This is a genomic window from Clostridium sp. AM58-1XD (genome assembly GCF_003464085.1).
In the GTDB taxonomy this organism is placed as follows: domain Bacteria; phylum Bacillota; class Clostridia; order Lachnospirales; family Lachnospiraceae; genus Lachnoclostridium_A.
Map to the genome: position 1 here is coordinate 1 of NZ_QSDR01000025.1, position 24,945 is coordinate 24,945.

General features: G+C 48.1%; 21 protein-coding genes and 2 pseudogenes. 20 read left to right on the forward strand and 3 right to left on the reverse strand.

Translation table 11 applies throughout. From position 1 onward, the window contains the following. Positions 1-1,020 (forward strand): sigma 54-interacting transcriptional regulator (locus DXA13_RS14910; RefSeq protein ID WP_118245533.1); only part of this gene is annotated, 1,020 nt, incomplete at its 5' end. Between the two features lie 201 nt (positions 1,021-1,221). Here DXA13_RS14910 and DXA13_RS14915 read toward each other — a convergent pair. After that, positions 1,222-2,148 (reverse strand): LysR family transcriptional regulator, encoded by a 927-nt coding sequence (locus DXA13_RS14915; protein WP_118245535.1) that lies wholly within the window; start codon positions 2,146-2,148, stop codon positions 1,222-1,224. A gap of 155 nt (positions 2,149-2,303) precedes the next feature. Here DXA13_RS14915 and citD point away from each other — a divergent pair, with 155 nt between their 5' ends. The 10 genes and pseudogenes from citD to DXA13_RS14970 all read left to right on the forward strand — a co-directional run bounded on the left by citD (position 2,304) and on the right by DXA13_RS14970 (position 11,859). Then, a complete protein-coding gene (gene citD, locus DXA13_RS14920) occupies positions 2,304-2,585 on the forward strand; it encodes a citrate lyase acyl carrier protein (RefSeq protein ID WP_118245537.1) in 282 nt (93 codons plus the stop codon). After that, positions 2,582-3,463, forward strand: coding sequence for an aldolase/citrate lyase family protein (locus tag DXA13_RS14925; protein WP_118245539.1), 882 nt, complete (start codon positions 2,582-2,584; stop codon positions 3,461-3,463). The genes citD and DXA13_RS14925 overlap by 4 nt, the downstream gene beginning before the upstream one ends. Next, the gene (citF, locus tag DXA13_RS14930; RefSeq protein ID WP_118245541.1) at positions 3,456-4,859 is read left to right on the forward strand and encodes a citrate lyase subunit alpha; all 1,404 of its coding nucleotides are present in this window, start codon (positions 3,456-3,458) and stop codon (positions 4,857-4,859) included. The genes DXA13_RS14925 and citF overlap by 8 nt, the downstream gene beginning before the upstream one ends. Before the next feature lie 60 nt (positions 4,860-4,919). Further along, the gene (locus DXA13_RS14935; protein WP_118245543.1) at positions 4,920-5,801 is read left to right on the forward strand and encodes a triphosphoribosyl-dephospho-CoA synthase; all 882 of its coding nucleotides are present in this window, start codon (positions 4,920-4,922) and stop codon (positions 5,799-5,801) included. Between the two features lie 207 nt (positions 5,802-6,008). After that, the gene (locus tag DXA13_RS14940) at positions 6,009-7,202 is read left to right on the forward strand and encodes a CoA transferase (protein WP_118245545.1); all 1,194 of its coding nucleotides are present in this window, start codon (positions 6,009-6,011) and stop codon (positions 7,200-7,202) included. A 10-nt stretch (positions 7,203-7,212) separates the two neighbouring features. Beyond that, positions 7,213-8,121: a hydroxymethylglutaryl-CoA lyase gene (locus tag DXA13_RS14945; protein WP_118245547.1), complete on the forward strand. Its 909-nt coding sequence runs from the start codon at positions 7,213-7,215 to the stop codon at positions 8,119-8,121. Positions 8,122-8,199: 78 nt separating this feature from the next. Next, positions 8,200-9,288, forward strand: a complete 1,089-nt coding sequence (locus tag DXA13_RS14950; protein ID WP_181995692.1) for a TRAP transporter substrate-binding protein — start codon at positions 8,200-8,202, stop codon at positions 9,286-9,288. Between the two features lie 14 nt (positions 9,289-9,302). Then, positions 9,303-9,773, forward strand: a complete 471-nt coding sequence (locus tag DXA13_RS14955) for a TRAP transporter small permease (protein ID WP_181995693.1) — start codon at positions 9,303-9,305, stop codon at positions 9,771-9,773. Between the two features lie 41 nt (positions 9,774-9,814). Next, positions 9,815-11,055: pseudogene (locus DXA13_RS14965) on the forward strand (TRAP transporter large permease). A gap of 36 nt (positions 11,056-11,091) precedes the next feature. After that, the gene (locus DXA13_RS14970; protein WP_118245556.1) at positions 11,092-11,859 is read left to right on the forward strand and encodes an N-acyl homoserine lactonase family protein; all 768 of its coding nucleotides are present in this window, start codon (positions 11,092-11,094) and stop codon (positions 11,857-11,859) included. Between the two features lie 211 nt (positions 11,860-12,070). On the opposite strand, the gene DXA13_RS14975 is transcribed toward DXA13_RS14970, so the two are convergent. Further along, positions 12,071-12,838, reverse strand: coding sequence for a type III pantothenate kinase (locus tag DXA13_RS14975; RefSeq protein ID WP_118245558.1), 768 nt, complete (start codon positions 12,836-12,838; stop codon positions 12,071-12,073). A 260-nt stretch (positions 12,839-13,098) separates the two neighbouring features. On the opposite strand from DXA13_RS14975, the gene coaBC reads away from it, so the two are divergent. The 9 genes and pseudogenes from coaBC (at position 13,099) to DXA13_RS15020 (ending at position 22,452) form a co-directional block, all read left to right on the forward strand. After that, complete coding sequence (coaBC, locus tag DXA13_RS14980) at positions 13,099-14,313, forward strand: bifunctional phosphopantothenoylcysteine decarboxylase/phosphopantothenate--cysteine ligase CoaBC (protein WP_118245560.1); 1,215 nt, start codon at positions 13,099-13,101, stop codon at positions 14,311-14,313. Beyond that, positions 14,303-15,127 carry an alpha/beta hydrolase gene (locus DXA13_RS14985; protein ID WP_118245561.1) on the forward strand — a complete coding sequence of 275 codons (825 nt, stop codon included), beginning with the start codon at positions 14,303-14,305 and terminating at the stop codon, positions 15,125-15,127. Before coaBC ends, DXA13_RS14985 begins: the two co-directional genes overlap by 11 nt. Positions 15,128-15,205: 78 nt before the next feature. Continuing rightward, the gene (locus tag DXA13_RS14990; RefSeq protein WP_118245563.1) at positions 15,206-15,703 is read left to right on the forward strand and encodes a GNAT family N-acetyltransferase; all 498 of its coding nucleotides are present in this window, start codon (positions 15,206-15,208) and stop codon (positions 15,701-15,703) included. A 136-nt stretch (positions 15,704-15,839) separates the two neighbouring features. Continuing rightward, positions 15,840-17,447 carry a peptide chain release factor 3 gene (locus tag DXA13_RS14995; protein WP_181995695.1) on the forward strand — a complete coding sequence of 536 codons (1,608 nt, stop codon included), beginning with the start codon at positions 15,840-15,842 and terminating at the stop codon, positions 17,445-17,447. A gap of 45 nt (positions 17,448-17,492) precedes the next feature. Beyond that, positions 17,493-17,939 carry a GatB/YqeY domain-containing protein gene (locus DXA13_RS15000; RefSeq protein ID WP_118245567.1) on the forward strand — a complete coding sequence of 149 codons (447 nt, stop codon included), beginning with the start codon at positions 17,493-17,495 and terminating at the stop codon, positions 17,937-17,939. Between the two features lie 87 nt (positions 17,940-18,026). Next, on the forward strand, positions 18,027-19,454 hold the full coding sequence (locus DXA13_RS15005; RefSeq protein ID WP_118245652.1) for a Sapep family Mn(2+)-dependent dipeptidase: 1,428 nt from the start codon (positions 18,027-18,029) through the stop codon (positions 19,452-19,454). Between the two features lie 336 nt (positions 19,455-19,790). Beyond that, positions 19,791-20,810, forward strand: a complete 1,020-nt coding sequence (locus DXA13_RS15010) for an ATP-binding cassette domain-containing protein (protein ID WP_118245569.1) — start codon at positions 19,791-19,793, stop codon at positions 20,808-20,810. Beyond that, positions 20,800-21,464: pseudogene (locus DXA13_RS15015) on the forward strand (methionine ABC transporter permease). The gene DXA13_RS15010 and the pseudogene DXA13_RS15015 overlap by 11 nt, the downstream one beginning before the upstream one ends. Before the next feature lie 79 nt (positions 21,465-21,543). Continuing rightward, entirely contained in the window at positions 21,544-22,452 is a 909-nt protein-coding gene (locus DXA13_RS15020) for a MetQ/NlpA family ABC transporter substrate-binding protein (protein ID WP_118245571.1), read from the forward strand. Positions 22,453-22,726: 274 nt separating this feature from the next. Here the strand turns inward: DXA13_RS15020 and DXA13_RS15025 are convergent, their stop codons facing one another. Next, on the reverse strand, positions 22,727-24,634 hold the full coding sequence (locus tag DXA13_RS15025; RefSeq protein WP_118245573.1) for a sigma 54-interacting transcriptional regulator: 1,908 nt from the start codon (positions 24,632-24,634) through the stop codon (positions 22,727-22,729). Positions 24,635-24,945: the final 311 nt, after the last annotated feature.

The following is a 24,945-nucleotide window of genomic DNA, read 5'->3' on the forward strand; positions in this document are numbered from 1 at the left end:
ACGGCTGAGATCAAGGAACATCTGAGGGCGGCGGAGCGGGAGAAAAGGCGTCAGGAAGAAAAGGGATTTCGGGCAAAGAGAAATTTTGTAGATATTATCGGAAGCTCTCCTGCAACGAAGCAGTGCATATCGGAGGCTAAGATCTTTGCAAAGAGCGAAGCCAATGTGATGATATATGGAGAAACTGGCGTAGGAAAAGAAATTTTTGCACAGAGCATCCATAACAGAAGCTTTCGTAAAGACGGGCCATTCATTGCAATTAACTGTGCAGCAATTCCTGACAACCTGCTGGAAGCAGAGCTTTTCGGATACGACGAGGGCGCTTTTACAGGAGGCAGAAAGGGAGGTAAAAAAGGGCTGTTTGAGCTGGCCGACGGAGGCACCCTGTTTCTGGATGAGATCGGAGATATATCTCCGGCCCTTCAGTCCAGACTGCTGCGTGTCCTTCAGGAAAGAGAAGTGATGCACATAGGAGGAGAGCGGATGATACCGATTGATGTCCGGGTGATCGCTGCAACAAACAGGGATCTGGAGCATTATACGAATGAAGAATTCAGAAGAGATCTTCTGTACCGGCTGAATGTGCTGGAGCTGAAGATACCGCCGCTCCGTGAGCGGAGCAGTGACGCCGCAGAGCTGTTTGAATTTTATTTTAAGATTAAGCGTGGAATATCAATCTATTATGTAGAGCTGACGGAAGGGGTCAGGGAGATCATGCAGCTGTATTCCTGGCCGGGCAACATCAGGGAGCTGCAGAACTGCTGTGAGCGGTTCGTTCTGTACCTGGAGCAGGCCGGAAAGGTATCCAGCCTGTATATGAAAAAAAGCATGGTAAAGGCGATCGGAGAAGAGCGCCTGAGGAACGATATCCTGAATATGTATGGGTATGACGGTAAAAATGCAACGCCGGAGCTGGTTGAACAGTTGAAAAAGGTATTCTCCTACAACAGAGAGCAGATTGCGGCGGTGCTTGGAATCAGCCGTACCACGATGTGGAGAATTACAGCTAAGAAAGTGTGACATAAAAAAGGGGCAAAAGAATCAAGTATGCCGCCAATACCAGAATCCGCTCCAGGCTTTTCTGCCGGAGGAAATACAGAAAAAATAAGAAGCCGGGGATACCGGCAGGGGAAAAATAAAAGGTATGATTCTGTCTCAAAGAGAGCCGGAACCATACCTTTTATTTTTATCTTCTTAACTTCACCAGGCAGATAACACGTGTTATGCATATTTTCTTATAACATCTATAAGTGCCTTTTCCATAGTTTGCAGATTGCGTCCTTTCCGAAAGGCAGCTACGTGGGAGCGGTGGTATACCTCCTTTAAATCCAGAGAAATTTTGTAATAGTAAGGCTCTTCGTCAAAGGTGGAAAATCTGGTGCAGATTTCCGGTATGAAGGTAAAGCCGCTGCCTGTCGCGGCCATGCGGTAGGCAGTTTCGATGTTGTTCGTCTCAAAGATTACGTTTGGCGTAATTTGGCACTGTTCAAAGATATCATATGCGATCATTCCGATCCCCTTGTTTTTCTTGAGGGTGAGACAAGGGTCTGCCGCCAGCTTTTCGATGTCTTTTTTATGGAAGAACGGTGGATTCTTAAAATTGCCTTTTGCTTCCGGCGTCCCTAACGGATGACCCGGGGGCAGGACGAGGAGGATCGGTTCCATTTTGATCAACTCGAAGTCCAGGTCGGCAGGGTATTCCAGCAGGGAGAAAAAACACAAGTCGATGGTTGCATTCAGCGTATGCTCCATCAGGGACTGGTTGTCATTTTCTTCGATAATAATTTCCACATCAGGATACATGCTCCGGAAATCCCTGAAGGCATATGGCAGGATATAGGAACCGTTGGTCGGCGGGAAACCTATGGTGATCCGGCCCTTATTTCCCTCTGAAAATTCTCTTAAATCGGCCAGCATATTCTGTTCGGTTAAAAGCAGCTCCTTGGCATATTTGATATAACATTCCCCGGCTTTTGTCAGATATACCTTGTTTTTCTCGCGTATAAACAGCCGGCTGCCCAGCTCATTTTCAATATCGGCGACCAGCTTGCTCAGATAAGGCTGTGATACAAACATCGTGGCAGCGGCCTTGGAAAAGCTCTGTTGATCTGCAATTGTAATAATATATCTGCATTTTAATAAATCCATGGTAACTATTTGGTTATCCTTTCTATCTCATATAAGTATTGGACGATGGGGTCAGATATCAATTATAGTAATTATATAAAGTTCCCGGGAGCTATGCAAGAAAAACTTATATAAGCCGGATAAAAATAAGCCATATAGAAAAAAGGAGAAAAAAGATGAAGTTACAGAGAAATGCTGTAGCCGGAACCCTGGAATCCAGCGATATTATGGTACGGATTCAGCCGGGAGAGGCTGGCGCGGGAGTCAGAATAGAACTGGAATCTTCCGTCATGCAGCAGTATGGGGAGGCGATTGTTCATACGATTGCTGCGGTAATGAAGGATATGGAAATCGAAGACGCCCTTGTGGAAGCGGTGGATCATGGAGCTCTGGAATGTACCATCAAGGCCAGGGTGGAGACTGCAGTGAGGCGCGGCTGCCAGGAGGTGAAAGCTTGAGAAGGACAATGTTATTTTTACCGGGCAACAATCCAAACATGATTGTAAACGGCGGAGTGCTGGGAGCGGACAGCATCATCTTCGATCTGGAAGACGCAGTCGCACCGGATGAAAAAGACGGCGCCAGAATTCTTGTGAGAAATGCGCTCAAATCCATGGAATTTGGGACGTGTGAGATCATTGTAAGGATTAATGCGCTGGATACTCCCTACTGGGAAGCTGATTTAGAGGAAATGATTCCTTTGAATCCGGATGTGATCATGCCTACAAAGGTGAGCGGGGGCGATTATATCCGGAAGCTGGATGAGAAAATGACAGAGGTGGAGAAGAAATCCGGACTTGCGGCAGGGCGGATCAAAATCATTCCTCTGCTGGAAACTGCTGTGGGTATTGAAAATGCATATGAGATTGCTGTTGCAAGCAGCAGAATGGCGGCTCTCTATCTGGGGGCAGAGGACCTTACGGCTGATTTGAGGTGTCAGAGGACGAAAGAAGGCGGAGAAATTGCATATGCCAGAGGCAGGCTGGTCTGTGCGGCCAGAGCGGCTGGTATTGAAGCGTACGACACGCCGTTTACAGATATAGAAGATATAGAAGGACTGGAAACGGATGCCCGCCTGGCGAAATCACTGGGATACACAGGAAAAGCGGTGATATCGCCCCGCCATGTGGAGTGCGTCAACCGTGTATTCAGCCCTTCCGAAAAAGAGATCGCATATGCAAGAGAGGTATTTGAAGCGATTGCATTTGCGAAGAAGAACGGAAAAGGCGCCGTTTCCCTGAGAGGAAAAATGATTGACGCGCCGATCGTACAGAGGGCCAGAATCGTATTGGAAGCAGCGAGAGAACGGAAAGGGGTGGACGATATACATGAGTAAAATGACAGCGACAATCAGGGAAGCGATTGTAAAATCGGGACTGAAGGACGGCATGTGTATTTCCTTTCACCACCATTTGAGGAGCGGCGATTACGTGCTGAATATGGTTCTGGAAGAAGCGGCTTCCCTGGGAATAAAAGATCTGACCATCAACGCCAGTTCCATTCATGACGGACATGCTCCGCTGATCGGACATATGAAAAGCGGAGTGGTCACCGGCCTGGAAACGAACTATATCGGCCCGGTAGTAGGAAAGGCCGTTTCAGAGGGAATATTGAAAAGGCCTGTAGTTTTCCGTACGCATGGCGGACGGCCCAGCGATATAGAGACAGGAAAGTCCCATATCGATGTGGCGTTTATCGGAGCCCCTGTCTCTGATCCTATGGGCAACTGTACAGGAAAATGGGGAAAGTCAGCCTGCGGCTCGCTGGGATATGCGTTTGCAGACGCAGAATATGCGGATAAGGTGGTGGTGATTACCGACCAGCTGGCAGATTATCCCCTTGCAGATTTTTCGATTTCGGAAGTTTATGTAGACTACGTGGTGAAGGTGGAGGCGATCGGGGATCCGAAAGGAATTGTGTCAGGGACAACGCGGATGCCCAAGGATCCTGTTTCACTTCGCATTGCAGAGTATGGAGCAAAGGTAATTGAGGCTTCCGGCCTTTTAAAAGACGGATTTTCCTTTCAGACAGGAGCGGGGGGCGCTTCTTTGGCCGTGGCAGGCTACTTAAAGGAGATCATGATTAAAAACGGAATCCGGGGCAGCTATGCGCTTGGCGGGATTACAGGCTATATGGTAGAAATGCTGAAGGCAGGATGTTTTCAGACCATTCAGGATGTTCAGTGTTTTGACCTGGAGGCGGTAGAATCTCTGAGGACCAATCCGGCTCATATGGAGATTACGGCAAGTCATTATGCCAGCCCGACGGCGAAGAGCACGGCGGCCTCTTCCCTCGATGTAGTGGTGCTGGGGGCCACTCAGATTGATGAGGAATTCAACGTCAATGTACATACGGACTCGAACGGTTATATTATTGGTGGATCGGGAGGACACAGCGATGTGGCGGCGAATGCCAGGCTTACGATGATCGTAGCTCCGTTGAGCCGTGCCCGCATGTCCATTGTGGTAGAACACGTTTTGTGCGTTTCCACGCCTGGGAATACGGTGGATGTACTGGTAACACAGTATGGCATCGCGGTGAATCCAGGAAGGCAGGATTTAAAAGAAAAATTACTTTCGGCAGGTCTTCCCGTAAAAGAGATATGGGAGTTGAGAGCGCTGTCTGAAAAAATTAACGGAAAAGCGAAGGAAATAAAGCGAAATAAAGATAAAGTCGTGGCCAGAGTACTGTATTTTGACGGGACAGAAATAGACAGGATATACGGAGTTTAGGAGGAACGAAAAAAGATACGGGAACATCATACAGATGTGGGAGCAGAGGGGAGAGGGCCAATGGATTTTAGTTTGTGGATTGAAAATGCAGCATACAGGTCCCTGACGGAAGAAGTGTCCGTAACCCCTAAACCGGGTCTGGTGGATCTGTGGGACACAGGGGCCCATCAGGATATGGATTACAGAACATTTCTGGTCAGTGCGGCGGCCATCGCCCCCTATATGGGGGAGATGGCGGAACTGGGAAGGCGTAGATGGAGAAATGCAGAACGGATTTTTGAAGAGGCCAGGGCGGCAGGAACGGAGGCAGAGCGCTCCATGTTCCGGGCAACGGGCGGAATCAATACCCATAAAGGGGCCGTTTTCCTCCTCGGGATACTCTGCATGGCAGCAGGAATGGTCTATGAAAAATATGGGTTTCTCAAAAAGGAGAGAATCTTTCTGACTGCAGCCGGCGCAGCCGGTCCCTGCCTGACGAAAGAGATGAAAAGGATACTGTCTGGAACGGCCGAAACACATGGGGAGAAGCTTCTCGTTCAATATGGAGTCACCGGAATCCGCGGAGAAGTACAAAAGGCTTTTCCGTCACTGCGCTATTACGGCATGCCGGCATTGAGAAAAGGGGAGGCAGAATCCTGGGGAAGGAACGAGAGAAACATGTATATCCTACTTGCGCTTATGGCAAATGTGGATGATACAAATGTCTTATCAAGAACAGGCATACAGGGACTTTTTTATATGAGAAAGAGAGCGGAACGGGTGCTAAAGAAGCTGGACCATCCGGATAGGTTTCAAAGGGAAATGTTGATTATGAATTATGAGTTCATGGAACGAAATATCAGCCCGGGAGGCTGTGCAGACCTTCTGGCAGCCACCATACTGACAGATGAAATGGAGAAAGCATGGGGAAGCTGCAGCAGAAGACGGATGGCAGGATTCTGATATACCGGAACTCTGAACGAATCCTGCAGGCAGATAAATTTACATGAAATGTTTCAAAAATAGATTAAAAAATATATTTGAAACAAAATGAAAGGAGGAGAGGCGGAAAAACTTGAATTTTCAAGGGCTGTGACTTGGCATACTGTTTGCTTTTATATTTAGTATCCGGTTAGTATACAGAAAAAAGTCAAATCAGGAGGAAACAGTATGTCAAATAAAGGAGTATTGGACGGTGTAACGGTCCTGGATTTGTCCAGGGTTCTTGCAGGCCCCTACTGCGGTATGCTTTTAGCCGATATGGGGGCTGATGTGATTAAGATTGAAATGCCGGGAAAAGGAGATGATGCCAGAAGGAACGGCCCTTTTGTACACGGGGAGAGCGCTTATTATATGAATCTCAACAGAAATAAAAAGGGAATTACCTTGAACCTGAAAAATGAAAAAGGAAAGGAACTGTTTAAAAAGCTTGTGGCGGAAAGTGACATCCTTATTGAAAACTACAGGCCGGGCGTCATGGAAAAGCTGGGGCTTGGCTATGAGGAACTGAGAAAAATCAATCCCCGCCTCGTCTACGGAGCGATCTCCGGATTTGGTCATTATGGACCGTATTCCCAACGGGCCGGTTATGATATTGTCGGCCAGGCCATGAGCGGGCTGATGAGCACGACAGGATGGCCGGACAGCCCGCCGACCAGGACAGGAACAGCGATTTCTGACGTGATGGGCGGCGTAAGCTGCTGCGTGGGAATTCTGGCGGCGTATGCCAGCTGCCTGAAGACAGGGGAAGGCGATAAGGTGGATGTATCTCTCGTTGATGCCATGGTGTCTTCTCTGGAAATCATCAACATGATTTACCTCTGCACAGGAAGAATTCCTGACAGAATTGGGAACCGTTATGAAGCAATTTATCCGTATGATTCCTTTCAGGCCCGGGATGGAATGGTAATTATCGCATGTGGAAATGATAAACTCTATGGGCTGTTAAAGAGAGTCTTACAGATGCCGGAACTGGAAGACGAGATGTTTGAAACCAATGCCAAGAGGGTGGAACACCACGCACCGCTGAAGGCAATCATAGAACGGTGGACATCGGTAAGGGAGATCGACGAGATTGTGGAAATCCTTCTGGCTAAAGGAATTCCATCCGCACCGATCAATACCATTGACCGGGTGGCAAAAGACCCCCATATCGCAGGAGCCAGGGAAATGTTTGTGGACCTGGAACATCCGGTGGCCGGGAAAATGAAGGTAACCGGAAACCAGCTGAAATTTACGAACAGAAAAATACGGATCGAAAGGCCGGCTCCTCTGCTCGGTCAGGATACAGAAACTGTGTTCAGAGAGAGGCTGAATCTCTCTCATGAAGACTTCCTTCGGCTGAAGGAAGAGGCTGTTATCTGAGGAGGGGAGTATGGGAGAGAAAGTTAAAGTCGTAGAGATCGGGCCGAGAGACGGATTTCAAAATGTCAGAGAGTTTATACCGACTGAAATCAAGCTGAAAATTATTGACGGACTGGTGAAGTCAGGATACAAAAAGATTCAGATGGGGTCGTTTGTAAGCCCAAGGGCAATCCCGCAGATGAAGGATTCTTCACAAATTGCAAAAATCGTGCTGGAAAAGTATCGTGATGTAGAATTCTTCGCACTGGTGCCGAACCTGAGGGGAGCATCCATGGCGGCAGAGGCCGGATTAAAGGAAGTAACACCTGTTATTTCTCTGAGCGTGTCTCACAATCTGGCCAATGTGAAGAGAAACCATGAGCAGTCCTTCGAAGAAATCAGAAAAATAAAAGAAGAATATCCGCATATGAAAATCACCCAGGATATCGCCACCGTATTCGGCTGCCCATTTGAAGGGGAAATGGCCGTGGGAGCCCTTCTGCGTATGATTGAACGGTTCCAGAAAATGGAAATAAACAATTTTACCTTATGTGATACCATAGGAGTGGCATATCCCGCTAAAGTGCAGGAAGTACTGAGGGCGGTGAAGAAAGAATTTCCGGACAGCACGTTTAATATCCACATCCATGATACGAGAAATATGGGAATATTGAACAGCTATGTTGCAATTTTGGAAGGAGCCGACAGCATCCAGGCGGCGCTGGGAGGACTGGGCGGCTGCCCGTTCGCACCGGGAGCCAGCGGCAATACCTCCAGCGAGGACCTGATCTATATGCTGAACAAGTGCGGATACGAAACAGGCATCGATTTTGACATGCTGCTGAATACGGCAAAATATGCCAAAGAGAACATCGACGGCAATTACAGCGGCCACCAGATCAACATTCCTGAGAAGCCATGTGTGATTACACAGGAGTGAAAAAAGGGGCGCGCCTGAAACGCGTACAGATAAAATGAAACTAGCAAAACAGAAAATACTGGAATGGAGGATGAATTTATGAAGAAACAACTGGTATCATGCGTATTAGCAGCAGTATTGACGGCAGCAGCCATTACAGGGTGCAAACAGCCCGAACCGGCAGGCGGACAGACAGCGCAGGCACAGGATGGGCAGACGGCAGGAAACGAATCGGCTTCTGAAGATAAAGGCGGTAAGGCGCAGGTAATTACCATGACCTTTGCTCTGGCAGAGAATTCACCGCACCATAAGGCTGGTCTGGAATTTGCGCGGCTGGTAGAAGAAAAGACAAATGGAGCTTACAAGGTAGAAGTGTATCCGAACTCGGCTCTTGCCAGCGGCAATCAGCTGGAAGCGATTCAGATGGTACAGAACGGCTCCATCTCATGCGGATGGGTTTCCCCGCCTGTACAGACGGCTATTGAACCGAGCCTGAATGCACTTTCTATTCCGTGGCTGTGGAAAGATACGGAAACGATTGACGCGACGCTGCAGCCGGGCACGGATGTGGATAAAGAGCTGAACCGGCTGATGAACGCGAAGGGATATGAGATCATCGGGTATGCGGAAAACGGATACAGAGAGCTGACGAATTCCGTTCGTGAAATAAGGACGCCGGCCGATATGAAAAATCTGAAATTCCGTGTGATCGGAAGCCCAATGCTTCTGGATGTATTCAAGGCGATGGGAGCAAATCCGGTAGACTTAAACTTTGGAGAACTGTTCACAGCTCTGCAGCAGAAGACGGTAGACGGCCAGGAAAATCCGATCTCTACGGCAATTATTCCTCAGCGGTTCTATGAAGCGCAGAAATATCTGACCGTATGGAACTATTCCTATGAACCTCATCCGTTGGAATTCAACAAAAAACTTTGGGATTCCTTTGATCCGGAAACACAGGAAATTTTCAGGGAATGCGCAGCAGCGGCATGTACCCTTCAGAAAAAGCTTGCAAGAGAAGCGCTGGAAGCCGATATGCAGACGCTGAGAGATGCCGGTGTTGTCATTACAGAGCTGACAGATGAAGAAAAACAGCCATTTAAGGAAATCGCTGCAGCCGCAGCTGAAAAATCCATTCAGGATTATGACCAGGCTCTGGTAGAGGCACTTTATAACGCAAACAAGTAGTTATGGAGGTATCAATGAAAGATAAATTATTGATTGAAGAGCATATTATTGCGGCACTGCTTTTAATTATGCTGGCAATCATGGGAGTAAACGTAATTACCAGGATGATTCCAATCGGAATCTCCCTGGCATTTACGGAAGAATTAGTCACATACAGCTTCGTGTGTACATCCCTGCTGGGAGCTTCGGCGGCATGTGCAAGAGGAGCGAATATGGGACTGGACGCCCTGGTCTCCTTGATGCCCCCGGCGGCCAAAAAGGTATTCCTCTTTATTTCCTGTGCAGCCAGCGTGCTTTTATTCGGTTTTCTGTTCTATCAGGGCGTCATTACGCTTCAGAGCGTCGTCGAATACAATCAGAAGACGCCGATTCTGCAGATTCCGCAGTGGATATTTACCAGTTTTTACTGTATCGGACCGGCGCTTTACATATTCCGCGCCATCCAGTTCTGTATCAGAAAATGCAGGGAGGTGGGGAAATCATGACGATGGAAATCGGCATTGCTTTACTTATTATCTTTATGATCATGATTCTCTGCGGCATCCCGATTGCTGTATCTTTGGGATTATCAACGTTGATAACTATGACTTTATACGGTATCCCGCTGACCATGTATTTAAATGTCATCAATTCGGGGCTGGCGAAGTATACCCTTCTTGCCATTCCGTTTTTTATCCTCTCCGGATTCGTTATGGAGAAGTCCGGAATTTCCAAGAGGATTATTCACTTTGCGGAAGTGGCGATCGGACCGATCCCAGGCGGACTGGCGATCGTGTCCATAGCAGTTACGCTGTTCTGGGGGGCAATCTCAGGCTCCGGACCTGCAACGGTTGCAGCTCTTGGCACGATCCTGATCCCGGCCATGATCAAACAGGGATATGACAAAGGATTTGCGGCGGCTCTTGTCGCGGCAGCCAGCGCCATTGCCGTCGTGATTCCGCCCAGCATCAATCTTGTCGTATACGGCGTTCTGGCAGGAGACAGTATCGGAACCTTGTTTATAGCCGGTGTATTTCCGGGTATCATCATGGGCGGCTGTTTCATGGTCTATGCATTTATCTATCCCTGAGGAAAGGATACAGAGGTTCTGAAAAGGGGACAGGAAAAGAGATTTGGAAGGCATTTCTGGACGCTTCCTGGGGGCTCGTTTCCCCTGTCATCATTCTGGGAGGTATCTACGGAGGATTTTTTACGCCCACAGAAGCAGCCGTTATATCCGTGCTCTACAGCCTTGTAATCGGACTCTTTGTATATAAAGAGTTCAAGATCAGGGACCTCTGGAACATCGTAGCCGGCGCAGCTGTCAGCTCCGCCTCCATTATGATTATTATGGCGAATGCGGCAGCGTTTACATGGCTGATTACAACGCAGGGGGTTGCGACGAGATTCGGTACGGCGCTCCTGGGAGTTTCGGATAACCGACTTGTGATCCTTCTGCTCATCTGCCTGATGCTGATTATTGCAGGTGTGTTCATAGACGGCATATCCATTGCCTATATTTTTGTACCCCTGCTGCTTCCCGTAGTTAAGGAACTGGGCATGAGTTCTGTCTGGTTCGGAGTTATGATGACCATGGCTATTGCAATCGGGTTTGCAACGCCTCCTGTTGCAGTGAATCTGTATCCGGCCTGCCGGATCGCGGATATTGACCTGCTTACGATCTCAAAGTCGGTAGCCGGATTTGTAATTGCAGGCCTTGTGGCACTCATTCTTGTAACCGTATTTCCGGATCTCATCATGTGGTTCCCGTCCCTTTTGGGAGCGTAAAGAATAGATGAAAAGAAAGTAGAAGAGAGGTAGAGTATGGCAGTCTATAAAATATACCCGCTGAAATCAGCGGAATTTCAACAGCACGAGAAATCCACCCTTCTTTATATGCACGGCTATGGCGAGAAAATCATTACGCCGATCATCATGTATCTGATCACAGGAGAGGGAAAACATATCCTGGTGGATACGGGGTGCTCAGGACCGGAGTGGTCGGCAGAGCACCATCATCCGATCGTCAGAACAGAAGAGATGGGTGTACTGGCGGAACTGAAAAAACACGGTCTGAAGCCGGAGGATATCACATGTGTGATCAATACGCACCTTCACTGGGATCATTGCTGGAACAACGACTTGTTCCCGGGAAAGAAAATATATGTACAGAAGAAAGAAATGGAATTCGCCATGAATCCCATTCCCATGCAGTATGCATACTATGAGTCGGAGCAGATTGGATTGAATCCGCCATTTAAAAAGACCATGGACCAGTACGAGCTGGTGGACGGAGACGTGAATCTCTTTCCCGGAATCGATCTCGTCACGATCCCGGGCCATACGCCGGGATTTCAGGGCGTCCTGGTAGACACGGAAAAAGGGAAATACCTGATTGCCAGTGACTGCCTGGGGACTTTTAAGAACTGGGAAGGAGAAGGATACCACAAACATATCCCAAGCGCCATCCACGTGGATTTAAACGAATGCTATGCGACGTATGACAAGATTGAAACGATATGCGATTATATCCTGCCGGGCCATGATCTGAAAGCGTTCGATCATGCCGTCTATCCGCCGGAAGAAGAGTAGGAAGCAGAGTAGGAAGCAGACGTGTTCCTGACACCCTAAGCTGATATCAGAGCCGCTGCAAAAAGAAAAAAGCCATGCCGTCGATACCAGATTTTGTTTCGGGCAGTGACTTCGTCACCGCTTTCGAACTGCATCTGGTATCGACGGCATGGCCTATTTGATTTGTAATGATTAATATTACCTGCAAGTTCTGCCCGTTTCCTGCGCAGAACTATTTTTTGTTTTTTTCATATAGGATCAGAAGTCCCTTTAAGAGCAGGGCATCGTCGTAGATGATCGTATGGCGGCACAGGGGAGTGATGAATTTAGCCAGTCCGCCTGTAGCAATCACGGTGGCCTTTGATTCCAGTTCTTCTTCCATGCGGTCGATAATGCCGTCCAGCATGGCGGCGTTCCCATACATGATACCGGCACGCATGCATTCGATCGTGTTCTTTCCGATTACCTTGGACGGAATTTCCAGGCTGATGAAGGGAAGCTGAGCCGTCTTGCCGCTCAGGGAGTCCAGGGAGACGCGGACGCCGGGCAGGATAACGCCGCCGATATAATTGCCGGACTTATCGACGACCGACATGGTAGTTGCCGTTCCCATATCGATAATAATCAGAGGGGCAGGATACTCCCGGATGGCGGCAACCGCATCGACAATCATATCGCTTCCTGTGGCCTTGGGATTGTCCATGATAATATTCAGCCCTGTTTTCATACCGGAGCCGACGAGAAAAGGAGCTTTTCCCGTGATCTTTTTCACTGCGGATGTCAAGGTGCTGTTTAATGGAGGAACGACGGAAGAGATGATGGCACCGTCGATCATGCCAGAGGAAATATCATGAATTTCCAGGATGTTCTTAATTGTAACGGCATATTCCAGATCGGTTTTCCGGTGATCTGTAGTTACGCGCTCCACAAAATATGTTTTCTTATCATCAATACCGCCCACGACAATATTTGTATTTCCCATATCAATTGCTAAAATCATAAATGGACTCCTTTCATTCAAAACCATATTATGGTATACTATGAGCACTTGGCGAGGTCTTTGCGAGCCTAGTGCGAGTCATACCGGAGCTCTTAATGAGGTATTGACGAATTTAGAGCCCGAGTATACTATGAGCACTTGGCGAGGTCTTTGCGAGCCTAGTGCTCTTCATACCGCTGCACTTAACAGCGAATCCTTGCTGAAGCCAGGTTTTTGGTTATCTTATCATATTTTGTCGTGAAACACAACGGGAGGTAAGTATGTTAAATGGAAAAACAGTCGTTCTTGGAGTAACCGGCAGTATTGCTGCATATAAAGTCGCAGGTCTGGCCAGCAGCCTTGTGAAGCTTCATGCAGACGTACATGTTATTATGACAAGAAACGCTATGAATTTTATAAATCCGATTACATTTGAAACGCTCACTTCAAATAAATGCCTGGTCGACACCTTTGACCGGAATTTCGAATTCAACGTGGAGCATGTGGCGCTGGCGAAGAGAGCCGACGTTCTGATGGTAGCACCGGCATCGGCAAACGTGATTGCCAAGCTGGCTCACGGCATTGCGGATGATATGCTGACGACGACGGCTCTGGCGTGCCGCTGCCATAAGATAATCGCTCCGGCGATGAATACGAATATGTTTGAAAACCAGGTTGTCCAGGACAACCTGGAGATATGCAGGAGATATGGAATGGAAGTGATCGCTCCGGCAGAAGGTTATCTGGCCTGCGGAGATACGGGAGCCGGCAAGATGCCGGAGCCGGAAGAACTTCTGGATTATATTGTAAAAGCGATTGGATATCCAAAAGATATGGTCGGGAAAAAGGTGCTTGTGACGGCCGGAGCAACACAGGAAGCCATCGATCCGGTACGTTACATCACAAATCATTCAACTGGAAAAATGGGATATGCCATCGCGAGGACGGCGGCATACAGAGGCGCAGAGGTTACACTCGTAAGCGGTCAGACGGCTCTTAAAAAGCCGAGGTTTGTAACATGCGTAGATATAATCAGTGCCAGAGATATGTTTGAAGCGGTGACGGGAGTGAGCCAAAGCCAGGATATTATTATCAAGGCGGCGGCAGTTGCCGATTACCGTCCGTCTCAGACGTCTGATGAGAAGATGAAAAAAAAGGATGGAGATATGGCCATACCGCTTACAAGGACGGACGATATCTTGTCCTGGCTTGGCTGTCACAGGATGAGCGGCCAGTTCCTGTGCGGCTTTTCCATGGAGACGCAGAATATGCTGGAGAACTCCAGAGCGAAGCTGGAAAAGAAAAACATCGATATGATCGTTGCAAATAATCTGAAGGTAGAGGGCGCCGGTTTCGGAACGGATACCAATGTCGTTACCTTGATTACAAAGGACAGGGAAGAAGAATTGGAGAAAATGACAAAGGAAGAGGTGGCGAACCGACTTCTTGATGTGATTGTAAAAGAGATGGAAGAAAGAGGCCGTCATGAAGATTGAGAAAATTGTACTGGAGGCTGGGGAAAACAGCGCATTTCTGACCGGCTATATCAGAACGGAAATTGAAGCTCAGAAAGGAAGACGCCGTCCGGCCGTAATTATTTGTCCGGGAGGCGGGTATGAGCGCTGCTCGGACCGGGAAGCAGAGCCGGTAGCCATGCAGTTTTCCGCCATGGGATACCATGCGTTCGTACTGGAATACAGCGTGGCCCCATATCGATTTCCGGCAGCGCTTCTGGAACTGGCGAAGGCTGTGGCATACTTAAGGAGCCGGGGGAAGGAATGGGAGATCGACACGGAAAGAATCGCTGTCTGCGGCTTTTCGGCAGGAGGACACCTGGCTGCAAGCCTTGGGGTATTCTGGAACAGAGAAGACGTATACGGCGCTGTGGGAGAAACGCCGGAAGCGGTCAGGCCGGACAGGCTTATTTTGTGTTACCCCGTCATATCATCGGGCGAGTATGGCCATCAGGATTCATTCAGAAATCTTCTGGGTGAGGCGTATGGTTCTGCTACAGATATGGAGATGGTTTCTTTGGAAAAACAGGCAGGGGCGCATGTACCGCCTGTTTTTATGTGGCATACGGATGAAGATGCAACGGTTCCGGCCGAAAACAGCATGCTGTTTGCCATGGCTCTGAGAAAGGCCGGCGTCAGTCTGGAATACCACCTGTTTCCACACGGCCGTCACGGCCTTTCTCTGGCGACAGAAGATTCTGCAAAACCGGAGGAAGATGGTAAAGTCTACGTTGTGCCCTGCTGCCAGCAGTGGATTCCGCTTGTAAAAGAATGGCTGGGCGGCTGGAGCAGTTGATCGGACGCTGTTTTTCACGTGGATATTACCGGTTCGGATCAATGAGAGAGAAGAAACAGAAGCAGGAGCAGAAGATAAATGAATGTACAGGTTAGAAAATATGAACCGGAAGATATTCCGGCTATGACGGTTATATGGAATGAAGTTGTGGAGGACGGCGTGGCATTTCCCCAGACAGAGCTGTTGAACGATCAAACGGGCTGTGATTTTTTCTCCTCCCAGACCTATTGCGGTGTGGCAGAAAATGAGGCGGGAGAGCTGCTGGGGCTGTATATTCTTCACCCGAACAATGTGGGGCGTTGCGGCCACATCTGCAATGCCAGCTATGCCGTGCGCTCATCGGCCCGCGGCATGAGGATCGGAGAAAAGCTGGTGGCAGACTGCCTGAAGCAGGGAAAGGAACTGGGATTCCGGATTTTGCAGTTCAATGCGGTTGTCAGGACGAACGAACCGGCAAGACGGCTTTATGAGAAGCTTGGTTTTGTCCAGCTGGGCGTCATACCGGGAGGATTTCTTATGAAGGACGGCCATTATGAGGATATCTGTCCCTATTATCGGGAATTATGTAACTGTTAGGCTGGCTTATTCTTGCTGCGTTTTTGTTGACTTTGCAGGGATTTCATAATAAAATGTGTACTTATGGATTGCTATTGTAAGAATACATCAATGCCGCCAGTGGTGACGCTGAGGCGTTTTAATTAAGAAAATGAGAATGGAGGACTTATCCTTGTCAAACATAACTGAAGATATTAAGAAACGAAGGACATTTGCTATCATTTCCCACCCGGATGCAGGTAAGACAACGCTGACTGAAAAGTTCCTGTTATATGGAGGAGCCATTAACCTGGCAGGTACGGTAAAGGGAAGAAAGGCGACAAAGCACGCCGTTTCCGACTGGATGGAGATCGAAAAAGAAAGAGGTATTTCCGTCACATCATCCGTACTGCAGTTTAACTATGAGGGATTTTGCATCAATATTCTGGATACACCGGGACATCAGGATTTCTCCGAAGATACGTACCGTACCCTGATGGCGGCGGATTCGGCTGTTATGGTGATCGATGCATCAAAGGGTGTGGAGGCACAGACCATTAAATTGTTTAAGGTATGCCTTCTGCGCAATATTCCGATTTTTACATTTATTAATAAGATGGACCGTGAAGCCAGAGATCCGTTTGAACTGATGGATGAGATTGAAAGCGTTCTGGGAATCCGCACCTGCCCGGTCAATTGGCCGATCGGCTGCGGAAAGAGTTTTAAAGGCGTGTACGACAGAAATACGAAAAAGATTACTACTTTTACGGCTTCTATGGGCGGGCAGAAGGAAGTCGCTTCGGAAGAATTCGGACTGGATGAGACGGATGTGGACGCAATGATCGGCAGCGATTATCATGAAAAACTTATGGAGGACATCGAGCTTTTAGACGGGGCCAGCGATGAATTCGATATGGATCTCGTGAGCCAGGGCAAACTCTCACCGGCATTTTTCGGATCGGCCCTCACGAACTTCGGAGTGGAAACATTTCTGGAGCACTTCCTTCAGATGACTACATCCCCCCTTCCGAGAAGGACCACAACGGGAATAATCGATCCGTTTAAGGAGGATTTTTCCGCATTTGTATTTAAGATTCAGGCGAATATGAATAAAGCGCACAGGGACAGGATCGCGTTTATGAGAATCTGCTCCGGTAAATTCGAAGCCGGTATGGAAGTAAACCATGTCCAGGGCGGAAGGAAAATCCGCCTTTCCCAGCCTCAGCAGATGATGGCTCAGGACAGAAAGATCGTAGAGGAAGCGTATGCGGGCGATATCATCGGCGTATTCGATCCCGGCATTTTTTCTATCGGAGATACGTTGTGCCTGTCCAACGAGAAATTTGAATTTGAAGGAATCCCGACGTTCGCACCGGAACATTTTGCCAGGGTGCGCCAGATCGATACCATGAAGAGAAAGCAGTTCATAAAAGGGGTCAATCAGATCGCACAGGAAGGTGCAATCCAGATTTTCCAGGAGTTTAATACGGGTATGGAAGAAATTATCGTAGGCGTTGTAGGAGAGCTGCAGTTTGAGGTGCTCACTTACCGCCTGCAGAACGAATACAATGTAGAAGTCAAACTGGAGAAGCTGCCGTATGAATATATCCGTTGGGTAGAAAATAAAGAAGAGATCGATGTGGCTAAGATTCAGGGAACCTCTGATATGAAGAGAATTAAAGACTTGAAAGACAATCCTCTTCTTCTGTTTGTCAACAGCTGGAGCGTCGGTATGGTGCTTGACAGGAATCCGGGCCTGAAATTAAGCGAGTTCGGACGGAACTAGACGGCAGAAGGAGCATAATAAAAACGGATAAGGAGGAAGATAACGATGAGTAAGATTGATGTAGTAAGAGCAGCTATGGTGGAAGCGATGAAGGCGAAGGATAAAGACAGAAAAGACTCCCTTTCCATGCTGCTGAGCGCACTTAAAAATGCGGAAATCGACAAGCGGGAACCCCTTACGGAAGAGGAAGAAAATGCCATTGTCAAAAAAGAGCTGAAGCAGACGAAGGAGACATATGATTTGGCTCCGGCAGACAGAGATGATATCCGCGAAGAGGCTGCAAAGCGAATGGCTGTTTATAAGGAATTTGCTCCAGAAGATATGAGCGAAGAACAGATCAGAGAAGTGATTGTAAGCGTGCTTAAAGAACTGGAAATCACGGAGCCGACGGCAAAAGACAAGGGAAAGATTATGAAGGTGCTGATGCCTAAGGTGAAGGGAAAAGCGGACGGAAAGCTTGTAAACCAGGTCCTGGCATCCATGTTCCAATAAGCGGACGAAGTTTTGCTTTTTAGAAAAGGCTTTGTCCAGAAATACGAAAGGCGCAGCATTTTTCAGACAGAAAGAGGGGAACAGAAGATGGATTACAGAAAAGAAATCGAAGCTTACATGGAAGAACACAAACAGGAAATGATTGACGACATCTGCGAACTCTGCAGAATCAACAGTGAAAAACAGCCATATAAGGAAGGCATGCCTTATGGGGAAGGAATCAATACGGCTCTGGCTGCAGCACTTTCCATGGCTGAGAAATATGGATTTTCCATTAACAACTACGACGCCTATGTAGGTACGGCCGATTTGAACGACGGGGAGAAATGCCTGGATATCCTGGCACATCTCGACGTGGTTCCGGCAGGAGAGGGATGGAAAGTTACAGAACCGTTTGAACCGGTGGTAAAGGACGGAAAACTGTACGGAAGAGGAACGGCAGACGATAAGGGGCCGGCTGTTGCGGCTCTTTATGCCATGAGGGCCGTGAAGGAACTGGGAATTCCGGTGACGAAGAACGTGCGCCTTCTCCTGGGAACGGATGAGGAATGCGGCAGCTCCGATATTCCTCATTATTACGCGGTAGAGGAAGAAGCTCCGATGACATTTTCACCAGACGCTGCTTTTCCCGTTGTCAATACGGAAAAAGGGGCATTGAAGGGTCATTTTACGGCTGAATGGGAAAAGGTTGAGACGCTTCCAAGGCTTTGTTCCGTTCATGCCGGCCTGAAGGTTAACGTGCTTCCGGGAAAGGCAGAGGCGGTTATACAGGGACTGGAAAGAGAAGTTCTGGAACAGGCCGCTGAAACAACGGAGAAGAAGACAGGCGTAACGTTTGAGATGGACTACTGGGATCATACGGATGCGGAAAATGATACCTTTATCAAAGTGACAGCAATCGGAAAGGGCGGCCACGCAGCTGAGCCGGAAGAGGCGAATAATGCTCTGACGGGTCTGATTGCGTTTATCAATATCCTGCCTCTTTGTGAAACAGGCGCGACGAAGGCGCTGAAGGCTCTGGAAGAGCTGATTCCACACGGCGATATTTACGGTGAACATCTGGGCGTCGCCATGGAGGATGAGCTGTCAGGGAAGCTCACGCTGGTGTTCAGTATGCTGGAGGTTACGGAAACGGGGCTGGACGGATGGTTCGACAGCAGATGTCCGGTCTGCGCGACGGATGAGAACGTGCGGCAGACGGCAAAGAAAAACATGGAAGCGAAAGGAATTCATTTCCTTACGGAATCTATGAGGCCGCCTCATCATGTGGATGGAAATTCACAGTTTATAAAGACACTTCTTGCCGCATATGAAGAATATACGGGAAGAAAGGGAGAATGCCAGTCCATGGGCGGCGGAACGTATGTGCATAACCTGAAAAACGGCGTTGCGTTCGGCGCTTCCATGCCGGAGACAGATAACCGTATGCACGGAGCCGATGAATTTGCCATAGTGGACGAACTGGTGACAAGCGCTAAAATTTTTGCACAGGTTATTGCGGAACTCTGCCGGTAAACGCCGGATAATTATTTCTGGAATAAAATTAGCACTTGACAACCATGTGGTTTTGACATACAATCAAGCATAACATAGAACTTGATGAACAGCAGGAGGTAACCTATGTTTTTAACAGCAACCATGAACAACTGCATGATGATGTGCAACGGCATGATGATGGTCATGTGCCGTAGATTTGCGTACGTCAAAAATTAAATGCAGTCAGTTGTGTGGTTTTTGTGAGGATGCCATCCTGGTATCGGAATAAGGTGTTTCGCGTATGTTCGCAGGCCCATGCAATAGAGCAGGGCCTGCGTTTTTTGTATCATTAATACAGCAAAGGAGAATTACGGTATGGGAGAGAAGAAGGCGATTATACGTCTGGAAAAGCTGGGAAAAGAATTTCAGACTTCCAACGGACCAATAAAAGCCCTGGATGATATTACCCTGGACATTATGCAGGGGGAGATTTTCGGTATTATCGGGTTGAGCGGCGCCGGAAAAAGCACGCTGGTACGCTGTATCAATTATCTGGAGGTCCCGACAGGAGGCGAGGTATTCTTTGAAGGACAGCCGCTTTCCAGGATGAAGGAGTACGGGATCAGAGAAGTACGCCGTTCCATGGGAATGATTTTCCAGCAGTTCAACCTTCTGGCTCAGAGAAATGTATTACAGAATATCTGCTTTCCCCTGGAACTGATTGGAACGCCGAAGGATAAGGCGCAGGAGAGAGCAAAAGAGCTTTTGGACCTGGTCGGCCTGGCTGACAGGGCAAAGGCATACCCGGCGCAGCTTTCCGGAGGGCAGAAGCAGAGGGTGGCGATAGCCAGAGCGCTTGCTACGAACCCTAAGGTGCTTCTGTGTGATGAGGCTACCAGCGCCTTGGACCCGAATACGACAAAGGCGATTCTGGAGCTTTTGAAAGAAATTAACCGTAAAATGGGCGTTACGGTGATCGTAATTACCCATGAAATGTCGGTAATTGAGGCTATTTGCGATAAGGTTGCAATTATTGATAAAAGCCATATTGCCGAGTCCGGCACGGTGGCGGACATATTCTCCAATCCCAAATCGAAAATCGGACGCCAGCTGATCATGGGCGATACGGTCCATAACCGCCAGTTCGGTTCATCAAAGATGATACGAATTATCTTTGACGGAAGGGCTTCCAATGAACCTGTTCTGGCAAACATGATTCTCGCATGCAAGGCGCCGGTGAATATCATGTACGCCGCAACGAAAGATATCAATGGAACGGCGCTGGGGCAGATGATTATTCAGCTGCCGGAAGATGAAGTGGAAGCAAGAAGGATGATGAATTATCTGGAAGGCGCAAAAGTTCCTTATGAGGAGGTAACGGAAAATGACCTTTGATGCGACAACAATAAAAATGCTGCTGGAAGGAATCCGGGATACACTGTATATGGTGCTGGCTTCCTCGGCAATTTCCTATATACTGGGCATTCCACTGGGAATCCTGCTCGTAGTTACGGATAAGGACGGAATCAGGCCGTTCCCGATCTTTCAGAAGGTGCTCGGACTGGCGATCAACCTGCTCCGTTCCGTGCCGTTTATTATTCTTTTAATTATGATGCTTCCGTGCACAAGATTTCTGGTGGGAACCTGATCGGGTCCAGAGCCGTGATTCCGCCTCTCGTCGTTTCCGCGACGCCGTATATCGCTAGGATGGTCGAATCTTCGTTCAGAGAAGTGGACTCAGGGGTCATTGAAGCGGCTCAGTCCATGGGAGCCACGACAGGGCAGATCGTATGGAAGGTCCTTCTTCCGGAGGCAAAACCGTCCCTGCTGATCGGAGCGGCGATTTCCATTACAACGATTCTGGGATATACTACAATGGCCGGTTTCGTCGGAGGCGGCGGACTTGGAGCAATTGCAATCAACCACGGTTATTACCGCTATGAGTTTGGAACCATGCTGGTGACCGTCGTTCTTCTCGTGGTGATCGTACAGATTATCCAGGAGCTGTTCATGAGATTTGCCAAGGCTACAGACAGAAGGATCCGTTAAGGAATTTCGTATCAGATAATAACCGTCTTTGGGCGGATTATTATAAATCAATGTATCAATAAAACAGGAGGAAAGAATTATGAAGAAATTTGTTACAGTTTTTGCAGCAGCAGTAATTACGGCAGCAGCGCTGACCGCATGCGGTGGAAACAAGGCGGCGGAGACAACGGCAGCTGAAACAGCAAAGTCAGAGGCAGCTGATACAAAGGCAGACGAGACTCAGGCAGAGACGAAGGAAGAAGCAAAGGCAGACGGAGAGTTAAAAACTCTGACTGTAGGCGCAAGCCCTGCACCTCATGCAGAAATCCTGAATGCGGCAAAGGAGCTTTTAAAAGAAAAAGGTTACGATCTCAAGATTGTGGAATATACCGATTATGTGCAGCCGAATCTGGCGCTTGACGCAGGGGATATGGATGCCAACTATTTCCAGCATCTTCCATATCTGGAGCAGTTCTGTGAAGAGAGGGGAACAAAGCTTGTATCTGCGGCAGCGATCCACTATGAACCATTTGGAATCTACGCAGGCAAGGCAGCCAGCCTGGATGACGTTTCAGAAGGCGCCAAAGTTGCCGTGCCGAATGACGCGACAAATGAAGCGAGAGCGCTTCTGCTTCTGGAATCACAGGGGCTGATTAAATTAAAAGAAGGCGCAGGCTTGAAAGCTACGAAGAATGATATCGCTGAGAATCCGAAGAAGCTGGACATCTACGAATTGGAAGCGGCACAGATTCCGCGTTCCTTAAGCGATGTGGATATCGCAGTTATCAATGGAAACTATGCAATCGATGCAGGCCTTAAGGTAGACGATGCACTGGCGATCGAAGATTCCGAATCCATTGGTGCAACAACATACGGAAATGTCGTTGCAGTTCAGGAAGGCCATGAAAATGACGACGCGATTAAAGCGCTTGTTGAGGCTCTGGAGAGCGATACCGTTAAGAAATATATTGAAGATACTTATGCAGGAGCAGTTGTTCCTCTGTTCTAAATGCTGTTCTAAATAATGAAAGACGCCGTATCTGGCTTCCGGCAGGGAAATCTGCCTGAGACAGATACGGCGTCTTTTTTTGCTTTCCAGGAAAGACCTTGTTATTATAAAGTGTTAAAGTATCTAATTTCCTAGAAAGCAAAAAACGCTCCGCTATGGAGGCGCACTGCGGCGGAAGGGAATCAAGTCGCTGAAGCGACCCGCCGCAGGCGCCAGAGTTCCGCCTGCGGAACTCTTAGTTCCTTTCCAGGAAAGAACTTGTTCTTTCTTAAGATTAAGGAATCAGGATATTGTATTTTTTCATCTTTCTCCAAAGCGTACTCTTATTGATGTTCAGATAATCGGCGGCCTTTGTCCTGCTGTTATGGAACATGGCCAGGGCCTCCAGTATGGCCTGGCGCTCATCATAGGAGGAAAAGGCTGGAACCGGTAGGACTTCAGAACTGCTTCCAGACACCTGTTCGGGAGCGCTGCCTGCATCCGGAAGAGCACGAAGTACGTCGGCCGGACCGGCGGTTACCGTATGGCAGAGTATTGAGAGGCGCTCACAGAAATTTTTCATTTCTCTGACGTTTCCCGGCCATGGGTAATTCTGAAGAATTTCTTTCGCCTCCGGCGTCAGCCGTTCCAGAATACAGCCTGTGCGTTCATGCTCATGAAAAATAAAACGGTCCAGCAGAAGATCCGTATCTTCCCGGCGTTCTCTTAATGGTGGGAGATTCAGTTCCAGAACATCCAGACGATAAAGGAGATCCTGACGAAAACTGCCTTTTGCAACTTCTTCCTTCAGGTTTTTGTTGGTGGCCGAGATGACCCGGACATCGATGGGAATGACGGTATCATTGCCCAGCCGGACGATTTCCCGCTCCTGCAGGACACGGAGAAGACGGCTCTGGAGTTTGGACGAGATATCGCCGATTTCATCGAGAAATATGGTTCCTGTATGCGCAATTTCAAAAAAGCCGATCTTTCCGCCTTTTGCAGCGCCCGTAAATGCGCCTTCCACGTAGCCGAACAGCTCGCTTTCCAGAAGATTTTCAGGAAGAGCCGAACAATTGATGGCGACAAAGGGATTATTTCTTCGGGGACTGCTGTTGTGAATGCTCTGGGCAAACAGTTCCTTTCCTGTTCCGGTTTCTCCATAGATCAGAATATTGGAATCAGAATAGCTGAAATCCGTAGCATCAGAGATGATGGAATCCATGACAGCGCTTTTGTGGAGAATGTCTGTAAAACGGTATTTGGACTGAAAACCGGAGTTGTGGAGTTTTTTTCGGATCTGTCCTTCCTCCGCCTGAATCTGGCTTACATTCTGAAAGGTCAGCACGCAGCCGGCGTTGCCGTATTCCCCGGAGATAGGGACACAGTTGACCATCAGGTTGAGGGAGTCGTATTTCTGCAGTTCAGACAATATTTTTTTCCCTTTTGATATGACATCCGGCACCGGAATATCGGGAAAAATCTCGTTGATCCGACGACCCGTTATAGAGCCCTTGATGCTTTTCAATATAGAATAGCAGTATGTATTGGCAAAGGTAATCACGCCGTGTTTATCTGCAGATATAATTCCCTGAAAGGAGTAGTTCATGATATTGGCAATTTCGTTGCTCCGTTCTTTTTCACGGAATGAGATTTCTGCTGCCGCTTTCGCTTCTGCGATGGCGCTGTTCACCGATTCGCGGCCGGATTCGATCATGACCGCAGGAATATGATATTTTTTGGCAATTTCGACTGTCGTATATCCGCCGACCATGGCAGTGTTGCCGTCCTGTATGGCCTTCTGGATCGTTTCTTCCAGTTTGGTCTCGTCGTCGATCGGATATGTAGTCAGCCGTATGTTTGGAAATACAGGATTGATGGTTTCCGCCCCGTACACCATATTGAATGCGCCTACGACAGCGATATTCCTTGCGGGAGACAGCTGAAGGCAGTTTCCGATGGCTGCGATTACGTCATATCCCGATACTTTCAGTTCTGCACAGAGGAAGCCGCGCTTCTGCATGGTATGGGCCGTAAAACCGCGGGCAATGATGACGTCAGCACTGACGTCCTGCAGGCGGTTATTGAAATAATCCTGAATGACCTGGTAATCCAGTTCGTCGTGGTCGGGGCGTTCTTTGAAAACCTGTTCAATCGTAGGGAGAATTTCCGGATAAGGTGCATAGAAAACCATATGTATCATAATTAAGACCTCCTGATCTGCCGATGGATCGCCGCTCGCAGTGTTTTGAACCAGTTATTCTATTATTATATAGGAAATAACGAAAAAGTGCAACGATAAGGTTGCAGTGAAAGGAGTGAATTGCAATAAATAAATACCTATTGCAATTAAATGCAATGTTAAAATGAAACGGAGTATTTTTAAAAGGATAAAATCACGAAAAAATCTGAAAAACAAGAAGCAATATGCACAAAAAATAAGGAATAAATTGGATATAATGGACAAACATTTGTTAAAATTGTGCTAAAAAGGAAATTGGCATTAATATTGCT

Bases quoted from the DNA above. Each gene is read 5' to 3' on its own strand.
- DXA13_RS14915 (WP_118245535.1), bottom strand. From the start codon at position 2,148: ATGGATTTATTAAAATGCAGATATATTATTACAATTGCAGATCAACAG.
- citD (WP_118245537.1), top strand. From the start codon at position 2,304: ATGAAGTTACAGAGAAATGCTGTAGCCGGAACCCTGGAATCCAGCGAT.
- citF (WP_118245541.1), top strand. From the start codon at position 3,456: ATGAGTAAAATGACAGCGACAATCAGGGAAGCGATTGTAAAATCGGGA.
- DXA13_RS14935 (WP_118245543.1), top strand. From the start codon at position 4,920: ATGGATTTTAGTTTGTGGATTGAAAATGCAGCATACAGGTCCCTGACG.
- DXA13_RS14940 (WP_118245545.1), top strand. From the start codon at position 6,009: ATGTCAAATAAAGGAGTATTGGACGGTGTAACGGTCCTGGATTTGTCC.
- DXA13_RS14945 (WP_118245547.1), top strand. From the start codon at position 7,213: ATGGGAGAGAAAGTTAAAGTCGTAGAGATCGGGCCGAGAGACGGATTT.
- DXA13_RS14950 (WP_181995692.1), top strand. From the start codon at position 8,200: ATGAAGAAACAACTGGTATCATGCGTATTAGCAGCAGTATTGACGGCA.
- DXA13_RS14955 (WP_181995693.1), top strand. From the start codon at position 9,303: ATGAAAGATAAATTATTGATTGAAGAGCATATTATTGCGGCACTGCTT.
- DXA13_RS14970 (WP_118245556.1), top strand. From the start codon at position 11,092: ATGGCAGTCTATAAAATATACCCGCTGAAATCAGCGGAATTTCAACAG.
- DXA13_RS14975 (WP_118245558.1), bottom strand. From the start codon at position 12,838: ATGATTTTAGCAATTGATATGGGAAATACAAATATTGTCGTGGGCGGT.
- coaBC (WP_118245560.1), top strand. From the start codon at position 13,099: ATGTTAAATGGAAAAACAGTCGTTCTTGGAGTAACCGGCAGTATTGCT.
- DXA13_RS14985 (WP_118245561.1), top strand. From the start codon at position 14,303: ATGAAGATTGAGAAAATTGTACTGGAGGCTGGGGAAAACAGCGCATTT.
- DXA13_RS14990 (WP_118245563.1), top strand. From the start codon at position 15,206: ATGAATGTACAGGTTAGAAAATATGAACCGGAAGATATTCCGGCTATG.
- DXA13_RS14995 (WP_181995695.1), top strand. From the start codon at position 15,840: ATGGAGGACTTATCCTTGTCAAACATAACTGAAGATATTAAGAAACGA.
- DXA13_RS15000 (WP_118245567.1), top strand. From the start codon at position 17,493: ATGAGTAAGATTGATGTAGTAAGAGCAGCTATGGTGGAAGCGATGAAG.
- DXA13_RS15005 (WP_118245652.1), top strand. From the start codon at position 18,027: ATGGATTACAGAAAAGAAATCGAAGCTTACATGGAAGAACACAAACAG.
- DXA13_RS15010 (WP_118245569.1), top strand. From the start codon at position 19,791: ATGGGAGAGAAGAAGGCGATTATACGTCTGGAAAAGCTGGGAAAAGAA.
- DXA13_RS15020 (WP_118245571.1), top strand. From the start codon at position 21,544: ATGAAGAAATTTGTTACAGTTTTTGCAGCAGCAGTAATTACGGCAGCA.
- DXA13_RS15025 (WP_118245573.1), bottom strand. From the start codon at position 24,634: ATGATACATATGGTTTTCTATGCACCTTATCCGGAAATTCTCCCTACG.